Genomic DNA, 10,541 nt, shown 5'->3' on the forward strand with positions numbered 1-10,541 from the left:
TGGTTTGGGAACGGATTTTTTTATCTGTACTTATCGTCACCCTGAATTTATTTCAGGGTCTAACTTGTATAATTTAATTACCTTAAAAATCATTATATTTATTTGAAATTGTCTCATTATGAAAAAGCAAGCGATTTTAAAAAAGACAATGCAGGATATTTCCAGACTTCCTGAATGGAGGATTCGGGAAGTATCAGATTTTGTTGAATTCTTGCTACAAAAAAGTGAAGAGAAGGAATTGGTTAATGACCTTCAAAGCAACGCTGCAAAATCTAAATCTTTTCATTTTTTGGAGGAAGAGGAAGAGTTGTATAGTGATGAAGATTTAACTGAAAAATTTTGATCAATAAAGGAGATATTGTGTTGGTTTCTTTTCCTTTTACCAATCTAAAGGGTAGCAAACGAAGACCGGCGGTAATTCTTTATATTGGAGAAATGGATGTTGTTGCAGCTTTTATAACTTCCCGAATCGCTAAAATCTCTTCTTTCGAGTTATTAATAAATCCTTCTGAAACTAATAGATTAAAAAAGCCTTCTCTTATTAAAACTACAAAAATCTGTACGCTAGATAAGAATTTGATTGTTGGTAAATTAGGTGAATTGACTGAAAGGGAAAAAGAGCAATTAAATACAAAATTAAAAGAAGCCTTTGCTTTGTAAAGTGTTGAATTACTGTCCTCTGCCAACTAAAAAACTACCAACTGGATGCTACCCAAGATATAATTCAACCAAGCCTTCCGGAGTAGTTAAATAGATGGTGTTATTTTCCTTATCTATTTTCTCGATAAATTCATCATTCATAGGGATAAGGATTTGCTTTTCGCCTTTCTGAATTTCAAAAAGAGCCTGGGCGGTACTGTCATTTATGGAGGTGATTTTGCCAATATTGCCGTGGGTGGCATCTATAACGTCAAAACCTATAATTTCGTGAAAGTAGAACTGGTCGTCGTCCAGATCGGGGAGCATGGTGAGGGGAAGATAAGTATGTGCCCCTATAAGATCTTCAGCATCCTGCTCGGTTTCAATATCTTCAAATTTAACGCGAAGTAAAGTGCTTTTTTGTAGATTACTTCTTTCAATAAAAAATGGAACCAGGTTCTCATTATATTCAATGAGCACTGATTCCATTTCTGTGTAAGCTTCAGGTTCATCGGTGTCCAGTTTGATGAGCACCTCCCCTTTAAAACTAAATTTAGCAACGATTTTTCCTAAATAGAAACATTCATCTTTAGTCATCGCCGCCTAAGAATTAGTCTTTTTTCTCTTCTGTTTTTGCTTCTTCGGCAGTCTCTTGATCAACTTCCTTTTCCACATTTGCTTCTGGTTCACCTTCTTCGGTTACTGCAGCACCTTCAGCTTCAGCAGCAGCTGCCGCGTCGGCTTCTTTTGCTTCAGCTTCACGCTTAGCGTTCACCTCTTTTTCAGCATCAAGAGCTTTCTTTCTTGCTTCTTGTTCTTCTTTAGAAAGGTTGTCTTTTTTAGCAGCGATTTTAGCTTCTTTTTCTTCCAACCAGGCTTCGAATTTCTTCTCAGCTTCTTCTTCAGTTAAAGCGCCTTTTTTAACGCCACCGGCAAGGTGTTTTTTAAGTAAAGCACCTTTGTAAGAAAGAATAGCACGAGCCGTATCTGTTGGCTGTGCACCGTTTTCTAACCATTTTACCGCTCCGTCTACATCTAATTCGATAGTAGCTGGGTTGGTATTTGGATTGTAGATTCCTAATTTGTCTAAGAATTTACCATCTCTTTTTGAGCGCGCATCTGCGGCTACGATCCAGAAAAAAGGTTTTCCTTTTTTACCGTGTCTTTGTAATCTTAATTTTACTGGCATAAAAATTAAATTGTGGGGTTCCCGACCCCGATTATTAATAAGGCTGCAAAGATACTATATTTTTCTATTTCACAAGGAGTTGGCTAGAAATATATTTGTTGCTTTGAATTGCGCAAAATTAAAGAAAATTAGGAAGTTTTTTGGTTAAAATCGCGGTCGGCTGTTAAAAGCAGTTAATTAGTGCTAAACCCTGTTAAACAGGTTGTTGCTGTGGTTTGTGCAGATTATCTTTATACTACGAATTTTAATAAAATGAGAGAGGATGAGTTATTCTGAGAAAGTATCTAAGAAACTAAATATGTTGCTTGAAAAGAACTACGATGCCGAGAAAGGCTATAAATATGCTGCTGAAAATGCTCAGGATCCACAGTTAAAAGCGTTTTTTTCTGAGCGGGCTCAGGAACGTTACGATTTTGGCCACGAGCTTAAAACTGAAATCCGCAATTTCGGGGAAAATCCCGATAAAGGTTCCAGTTTAGCCGGAGATGCTCATCGAACGTGGATGAACCTAAAAACCAGTCTTTCTTCGAATAAAGATGATGCGGCTTTAGAAGAAGCAGTTAGAGGAGAGAAGGTAGCAGCAGATGAATACGAAGATGTTTTAAAAGATCCGGAAATTCCACCATCTACAGCCAACCTATTGTTGAAACAGAAAAATGGAATTGTAGCTGCCCTAAATAAATTAAAAAGTATGGAGCTGCAAAGTTGATTATAGGCTTCGAAAATTAAAGTGTACGAACAGATGTTTGATTGAAGTAGTAGTTTTTATTGTTCGTATAGGCCTCACAGGTTCCCGAAAACGGTATTTGTGAGGCTTTCTTTATTATTGAATATCGCAAACGGTCTTTGAAATGCGGAATATGGACCGTTAATAAATCCTGAAAAATTAACTTGAGGCTGCGCTAAATTATATGTAATTTTAGCCTCGAAGCAGGTGGTTTTTCTTCAGAAATAACCGCCTCATATTCAGCTTAATTCCTAATTTTCGCCGCACATGTACCTAATTTTTGATACCGAAACTACCGGTCTTCCCAAACGCTGGGACGCTCCCTTAACCGATTCTGATAACTGGCCAAGATGTATCCAAATTGCCTGGCAGTTACATGATGGAATGGGGAATTTAATCGAAAGTCAGGATTACCTGGTAAAGCCGGAAGGTTTTAATATTCCCTATGATGCTGAAAAGGTTCACGGAATTTCTACTGAGCTCGCTGCAGAAGAAGGAATTCCCCTTTCTGAAATGCTGGAGAAATTTCAGGAAGCCTTAACTAAAACCAAGTTTGTAGTAGGGCAAAATGTAGGTTTTGACCTGAATATTATGGGCGCTGAATTCCATAGAAAAGGAATGGAAAATATGCTTCAGCAGTTACCGGTTTTAGATACCTGTACCGAAGTTACTGCCAGGATGTGTGAAATTCCCGGTGGGCGTGGTGGGAAATTTAAATTACCGACCTTAACCGAACTGCACGAATTTTTATTCGATGAACCTTTTGGAGAAGCCCATAACGCAACTGCAGATGTTGAGGCAACTACACGTTGTTTTCTGGAACTGGTTAGACAGCGTGTTTTTACCAAAGAACAGCTTGATGTACCTGTAGATTATTTTGAAAATTTTTCAGAAGTAAATCCGCAGCCTATAGAGCTTATCGGGTTAAAACACATTAACCTTAAAAAAGCTTCCGAAGAAATAAGAAAAAGACTTCAGAAGCAACAACCCACTTCAGAAATTACCACCGAAGAGATAGAGGAAAACCTTGAAAAACTGGATGAGGTTCCTTTTGCTCATTTACACAACCATTCGCAGTTTTCGGTGTTGCAATCAACTATTAGCATTAAAGACCTGGTAAATGTTGCTGCAGAAAATAATATGCCTGCGGTAGCACTTACCGACCATGCGAATATGATGGGTGCGTTTCATTTTGTAAAAGAAATTGGTGATTATAATAAGTCAGTAAGAGCGAAAAATGAAGAGGCACTTGCCAATAACGAGCCTGCCGAGGCCAGAGAATTAAAAGGAATTGTAGGCTGTGAATTTTTTGTTTGTGAAAATCACGCCGATAAATCCCGAAAGGATAATGGCTACCAGGTGGTGATGTTGGCTAAGAATAAGAAAGGTTATCATAACCTGGCAAAAATGTCTTCAAAAGCCTATACCGATGGGTTTTATTATGTGCCGCGGATTGATAAAGAAATTGTAAAGCAATACAAGGAAGATATTATTGTGCTTACCGGTAACCTTTATGGTGAAGTGCCGAGTAAGGTTTTAAATGTTGGGGAACACCAGGCTGAAGAAGCTTTGCTTTGGTGGAAAGAAGAGTTTGGCGACGATCTTTACATAGAGATCATGCGTCACGATCAGGAAGATGAAAATCGTGTAAATACGGTGCTGGTAGATTTTGCTAAAAAGCATAAAGTAAACCTGGTTGCAACTAATAACACCTATTATTGCGCTAAAGAAGATGCCAACGCCCACGATATTTTATTATGTATAAAAGACGGGGAAAAACAGGCCACACCAATTGGTCGCGGCCGTGGTTATCGTTACGGTTTACCTAACCAGGAATATTATTTTAAGAGTGGGGAAGAGATGAAAAATCTCTTTAAAGATCTGCCGGAAGCCATTAGTAATGTGCAGGAAGTAGTTGATAAAATTGAACCATTTGAGTTAGCACGAGATGTACTTTTACCTGCTTTCACCATTCCTGACGAATTTTTAGTTGAAGAAGATAAGCAAGACGGCGGAAAACGCGGGGAAAATGCTTACCTGAAACACATCACTTTTGTTGGTGCTAAAAAACGTTACGGCGAACTTACTCCGGAAATTGAGGATCGACTTAATTTCGAACTTTCGGTTATTGAAAATACGGGGTATCCGGGGTATTTTCTTATTGTAGAGGATTTTATTCGCGAGGCCCGGAATCTCGATGTTTCGGTAGGGCCGGGTAGGGGTTCTGCAGCGGGAAGTGCCGTAGCCTACTGTTTGGCGATTACTAATATAGATCCTATTAAGTACGATCTGCTTTTTGAGCGTTTCTTAAATCCCGATCGTGTGAGCATGCCCGATATTGATATCGATTTTGATGATGAAGGTCGAAGCCGGGTTATGGATTACGTAATTAAAAAATACGGAGCCAACCAGGTGGCTCAAATTATTACCTACGGAACTATGGCCGCGAAATCTTCCATCCGTGATACGGCCAGGGTACTGGATCTTCCGTTAGGTGATGCCGATAGGATTTCGAAACTGATCCCTACCATGTCCAAGCTCGGAAAGATCTTTGGAATGGATGAAAAGGAACTGAAAAAGAAATTCAGGAGTGAAGATTTAGAGAAAGTAAATGAACTTTTAAATATTGCTGAAGGGGACGACCTGGAAGCGCAAACCGTAAATCAGGCGCGTGTTTTGGAAGGCTCGGTAAGGAATACCGGGATTCACGCTTGTGGGGTAATTATCACACCGGGAGATATTACGAATTATGTGCCGGTTTCGGTAGCTAAGGATTCCGATCTTTATGTTACCCAGTTTGATAACTCGGTTGTAGAAAGCGCCGGACTGCTGAAAATGGACTTTTTGGGGTTAAAAACGCTAACCCTGATTAAAGATACGGTTCAAATTGTAAAAGGCAGGCACAATATAGATTTGGTACCCGATGAATTTCCGCTGGATGATGAAGAAACCTATAAACTTTTTCAACGTGGGGAAACGGTAGGCATCTTTCAGTATGAATCGCCGGGAATGCAGAAGCATATGAAGGACCTGAAACCAACGGTTTTTGACGACCTTATCGCGATGAACGCCCTATACCGTCCTGGCCCGATGGAATATATCCCGAGTTTTATTGCGCGTAAACACGGAAGCGAGGAAATAGCCTACGATCTACCCGAAATGGAAGAATACCTCCAGGAAACTTACGGGATTACAGTTTACCAGGAGCAGGTGATGTTGCTCTCGCAAAAACTAGCAGGGTTTAGTAAAGGTGAAGCCGATGTTTTGCGTAAAGCGATGGGTAAGAAAATCTTCGCTTTGCTGGAACAACTAAAACCAAAATTTTTGGATGGAGGGGAAGCAAAAGGCCATCCGCGTGATGTTTTGGAGAAAATTTGGAAAGACTGGGAAGCTTTTGCAGCTTACGCTTTTAACAAATCTCACTCCACTTGTTATGCCTGGATCGCCTATCAGACCGCTTATTTAAAAGCGCATTATCCTGCGGAATATATGGCGGCGGTGCTTTCTAATAATATGAACGATATTAAGCAGGTTACTTTCTTTATGGAAGAATGTAAGCGAATGAAGCTTGATGTACTTGGCCCCGATGTTAATGAATCTTTTTACAAATTTTCGGTAAATAAAGATTATGCGGTGCGCTTTGGAATGGGTGCTATAAAAGGAGTAGGATCTGGCGCGGTAGCAACTATTGTGGAAAACAGAAAAACCGAAGCGGGACATTATAAATCAATTTTTGATATGGCGAAACGTATTGATTTGCGTTCAGCCAACAAAAAAGCCTTTGAAAACCTTGCCCTAGCCGGTGGCTTCGACGGATTTGGAGATACTCACCGCGCACAATATTTTCACGATGATGGCGACGGAATCACCTTTTTGGAAAAAGTGATAAAATATGCCGCGAAGTTTCAGGAGAATGAAAACTCTTCCCAGGTGAGTTTGTTCGGGGAAGCCAGTGAAGTGCAAATTCCGGAACCGGTGGTGCCTCCTTGTGAAGAATGGGGAACCATGGAAAAACTTAGGCGGGAACGCGAAGTAGTAGGGATTTATATTTCGGGGCACCCGCTGGACGATTTCAGGTATGAAATGGATTATTTTTGCAATTCGAAATTAGGCGAGTTTAATGATCTGGAAAAATGCGTAAACCGGGACCTTACTTTTGGCGGTGTGATAAGCGATGTGCAGCACCGGGTTTCAAAAATGGGGAAAGGCTGGGCGATGTTTAGCGTAGAAGATTATACCGATACTTATGAGTTTAGGATGTTTGGCGAGGAATATTTAAAATTCCGGCATTTCCTGGTACCAAATTCTTTTGTACATATCAAGATCTTTGTTAAAGAAGGCTGGACGAATAAAGAAACCGGGAAGAAAGGAGAGCCGAGAATTCAGTTTAATAATATTTATTTATTGCACGATGTGATGGACCAGTTTGCGAAAAAACTCACCATACAACTGGATATTGCCGATCTTCAGGAAGAGAAAATTAACTGGTTTAAAGATACTTTTAGAACCCACCGCGGAGAGCATAAGTTGAATTTTGTGGTTTATGAAATGAAAGAGCAGGTAAAACTGCATATGCCGAGTAAAAAGCAAAAAGTAAAGATCTCACAGGAATTATTACAAACCCTGGAAGATGAACAGGTGATGTATAAGTTGAATTGATTTCAGTTTGCAGTTTTGCAGTTGCAGTAGGCAGTAATAAATTTTTAAAGCCACGAATGCACGAATATTTTTCACCCTGCCCACTGCCTACTAAAGCCTGCTAACTGATATTTCCGGTTAGGGATTGAAGCAAGACCATGTAGCGCTGAAAGCCCGACCCCGTGCTACGAGCGCAAGGAAACCGCCAAATAAACGAGTTGAATAAGCGTATAACCAAATACAATATCGCTTCTGTAAGGAAAGCAAAAATATTTGACTAATTTTACACTTTAATGATAATAACAGAAATTAAAAATACATTATTATGGCTATTGAAATAACTGATGCGAATTTTGAAGAACAGGTGCTAAAAAGCGACAAGCCTGTAATGGTAGATTTTTGGGCTGCATGGTGCGGACCTTGTAGAATGGTAGGACCAATTATTGATGAAATTGGTACTGAATATGAAGGGAAAGCTGTTGTAGGAAAACTAGATGTTGATGCAAACCAGGAATTTGCTGCTAAGTACGGTGTGAGAAATATCCCGACGGTACTTATTTTTCAAAATGGAGAAGTAGTAGGCCGCCAGGTAGGCGTTGCGCCAAAAAATACTTATGCTGAAGCTTTAGACGAATTGCTATAAGTTTTAGCATTTTATATAATTTGAAAACCCGGTCTTGTGCCGGGTTTTTTTATTGGATGTTTTTTAGGTTTAAAACACAGGGCTTTTATTTATCTTAGTGGAGTATGAATATAAAGGAAGAAATATATAGTTCGGCTGCGGGTTTTACTCAGCTGGAATTGTTGGCAAAGCAGGTGGTAGAGGGCTATATTTCGGGAATTCACAAGAGTCCGTTTCACGGTTTTTCTGCGGAATTTGCCGAGCATAAGATTTACAACAATGGCGAAAGCACCAAACATATAGACTGGAAGCTTTTTGCTAAAACCGAGAAGCTCTACACAAAACGATACGAGGAGGAAACCAATTTGCGTTGTCATTTTATTATGGACAATTCGGCTTCGATGCATTATCCTGAAGTGAAGAAATTTTCGGCAGATTCGCTTAATAAAGTCGGTTTTTCGGTATTATCCATCGCCAGTATTATGCAAGTTTTAAAACGCCAGCGCGACGCGGTTGGTCTTAGTATATATAGTGATGAGTTCGAGTTTTACGCCCCTGAAAAAGGTAGTGACAGGCATCAGCATATGTTACTGGATGCCCTCAATAAAAGCCTGGAAAGGAAAACCGATCACAAAGAAACCAAAACCTATACTTTTCTTCATCAAATTGCTGAAAAACTAAAAAGGCGTTCTCTGGTTTTTTTGTTTACCGATATGTTCCAGGCCGATACCGAAGAAGCAGCGCTTTTTGAAGCTTTAAGGCATTTAAAATATAACAGACACGAAGTGGTGCTCTTTCACGTGATGGACAAAAAACGGGAATTCGACTTTGATTTTGAAAATATTCCTAAACGCTTTACCGATGTGGAAACCGGGGCTGAAATAGACCTTTATTCGGAAAACATTCGGGAAAGCTACCAGGAAGCGGTGCAAAAGTATGTTGCCGACCTAAAATTAGAATGCGCCAAATATAAGATCAACTACGTTGAAGCGGATATTAATAAGAATTTCGATAAAATTTTGACGGCCTATTTTATTGAAAGACAAAAGTTTGCCTAATGACTTAAAAATAATGCTGAAAAAACTTTAAAAAAAGGTTTGTGTAATAATAAAACAGATGTATATTTGCACTCGCAATAAAGCAACGGTCTGGTAGTTCAGTTGGTTAGAATACCTGCCTGTCACGCAGGGGGTCGCGAGTTCGAGTCTCGTCCAGACCGCTTTTAAAGTATCAAAATCACTCAAAAAGCCTCAAAATCAATGATTTAGAGGCTTTTTTTATTCCCCAACATATCAAAATGACACAAATTAACCTAAGTAATTGGTGCTGAATTCGGTGCGTCTTTTTTTCGTTCAAAAAGACGCACCGAATTTTTCGTAAAGTACTGTTAATAAAATGGTTGCGTAGTTTCTTTAACACTTTTGAACCTTCTCTTTTTGTACCTTTCAGGTGAGCATTTTAAAAGACGCACCTATGTCAACATTATTAAACATTCTATTTTTTCCAAAAAAAGGGAGATCCACACCGGAGGGAGAAGCAATTTTATATACCAGAATCACCTATAGAGGTAAACGGGCGGAATTTAGTACTAGCCGAAGAATTAATCTTAAGGTATGGAACAGTAAAAGCGGGAAGGCCAGGGGAACTTCAGAAGAAGCCAGGGTTATTAATAGATTTATTGATTCTATTCGTACCTCATTATATGATATACATGATAGGCTTTTAAGAGAGAATAAGCGTATATCAGCTTGTATTGTAAAAGATATTTATCTGGGCAAAGAAGAGAAACAGTATATGCTGGTAGAAATTTTCCAGGATCATAATGATCAAATGGAAAAACTAATAGGGAAAGGATATACCAAAGGAACCCTGCAGCGATATAATGCCTGCAAGAAACATATTGAAGATTACCTGGCATTCCGATGGAAGGTGAAAGATATCCCTGTAGAAGATGTGGACCATCAATTTATTACCGGGTTTGATCATTATTTAAAATCAGAAAAAGACTGCGCCCACAATACATCTCAAAAGTATATCGTAAATTTTAAAAAGATAATTCGTATCGCCTATGCCAATCAATGGATTGAAAAAGATCCATTTTTTCACTGGAAAGGAACTTGGAAATCTTCTGAGCGGGAATATTTGACAGACGCTGAACTTCAGCGCATGGTGGAACAGGAATTCGATATGTTGCGCATGGATAAGGTTCGGGATGCCTTTGTGTTTTGCTGCTATACCGGACTGGCATTCTCCGATATAGAAAAGCTTTCTGAAGATGATATCATAACCGATATAAATGGAAAGAAATGGATAAAAACAAAAAGGCAAAAAACAAAATCGCTCAGCAGCATACCTATATTGGATGTTCCGCAAGCGATATTGGATAAATATGCGGATCAACCTCGAGTAAAAACAGGTAAAGAGGTGATTCCGGTTTTATCAAACCAGAAGTATAATTCTTATTTAAAGGAAATAGCGAATGCCTGTGGCATTAAAAAGAACCTTACTACCCATTTAGCACGTCATACCTTTGCGACCACTGTAACACTATCTAAAGGGGTTCCTATTGAGTCTGTAAGTAAGATGTTAGGACATAGATCACTTAAAACAACTCAAATCTATGCTAAGGTTTTAGATGAGAAGGTAGAAAGAGATATGGATATGCTTCAGAAACAACTTAGGTTGGCGCAGAAAAAGGAAGGAAGATAGAAGTTAATAGCTACCAG

General features: G+C 39.2%; 9 protein-coding genes and 1 tRNA gene. 8 read left to right on the forward strand and 2 right to left on the reverse strand.

What is annotated here, in order from left to right:
* The first annotated feature begins 118 nt into the window (after positions 1-118).
* Positions 119-343 carry a DUF2281 domain-containing protein gene (locus tag LB465_RS04380; RefSeq protein WP_070053451.1) on the forward strand — a complete coding sequence of 75 codons (225 nt, stop codon included), beginning with the start codon at positions 119-121 and terminating at the stop codon, positions 341-343.
* Positions 340-660, forward strand: a complete 321-nt coding sequence (locus LB465_RS04385; protein WP_224467448.1) for a type II toxin-antitoxin system PemK/MazF family toxin — start codon at positions 340-342, stop codon at positions 658-660. The genes LB465_RS04380 and LB465_RS04385 overlap by 4 nt, the downstream gene beginning before the upstream one ends.
* Before the next feature lie 48 nt (positions 661-708).
* Here LB465_RS04385 and rimM read toward each other — a convergent pair whose 3' ends face one another.
* The gene (gene rimM, locus LB465_RS04390; RefSeq protein WP_224467451.1) at positions 709-1,236 is read right to left on the reverse strand and encodes a ribosome maturation factor RimM; all 528 of its coding nucleotides are present in this window, start codon (positions 1,234-1,236) and stop codon (positions 709-711) included.
* A gap of 13 nt (positions 1,237-1,249) precedes the next feature.
* A complete protein-coding gene (locus tag LB465_RS04395; protein WP_224467453.1) occupies positions 1,250-1,828 on the reverse strand; it encodes a 30S ribosomal protein S16 in 579 nt (192 codons plus the stop codon).
* Positions 1,829-2,090: 262 nt separating this feature from the next.
* On the opposite strand from LB465_RS04395, the gene LB465_RS04400 reads away from it, so the two are divergent.
* The 6 genes from LB465_RS04400 (at position 2,091) to LB465_RS04425 (ending at position 10,524) form a co-directional block, all read left to right on the forward strand.
* Positions 2,091-2,537, forward strand: coding sequence for a ferritin-like domain-containing protein (locus LB465_RS04400; protein ID WP_224467455.1), 447 nt, complete (start codon positions 2,091-2,093; stop codon positions 2,535-2,537).
* A gap of 285 nt (positions 2,538-2,822) precedes the next feature.
* Positions 2,823-7,214, forward strand: a complete 4,392-nt coding sequence (gene dnaE / locus LB465_RS04405) for a DNA polymerase III subunit alpha (RefSeq protein ID WP_224467457.1) — start codon at positions 2,823-2,825, stop codon at positions 7,212-7,214.
* 304 nt (positions 7,215-7,518) lie between these two features.
* A complete protein-coding gene (gene trxA / locus LB465_RS04410) occupies positions 7,519-7,836 on the forward strand; it encodes a thioredoxin (RefSeq protein WP_224467460.1) in 318 nt (105 codons plus the stop codon).
* A 104-nt stretch (positions 7,837-7,940) separates the two neighbouring features.
* Positions 7,941-8,873, forward strand: a complete 933-nt coding sequence (locus tag LB465_RS04415) for a DUF58 domain-containing protein (protein ID WP_224467462.1) — start codon at positions 7,941-7,943, stop codon at positions 8,871-8,873.
* Positions 8,874-8,960: 87 nt separating this feature from the next.
* Positions 8,961-9,034 (forward strand) — tRNA-Asp (locus LB465_RS04420).
* A gap of 254 nt (positions 9,035-9,288) precedes the next feature.
* Positions 9,289-10,524: a site-specific integrase gene (locus LB465_RS04425; protein ID WP_224467465.1), complete on the forward strand. Its 1,236-nt coding sequence runs from the start codon at positions 9,289-9,291 to the stop codon at positions 10,522-10,524.
* The last annotated feature ends 17 nt before the right edge of the window (positions 10,525-10,541 follow it).

It is taken from the genome of Salegentibacter lacus (assembly GCF_020164555.1).
Classification (GTDB): Bacteria; Bacteroidota; Bacteroidia; order Flavobacteriales; family Flavobacteriaceae; genus Salegentibacter; species Salegentibacter lacus.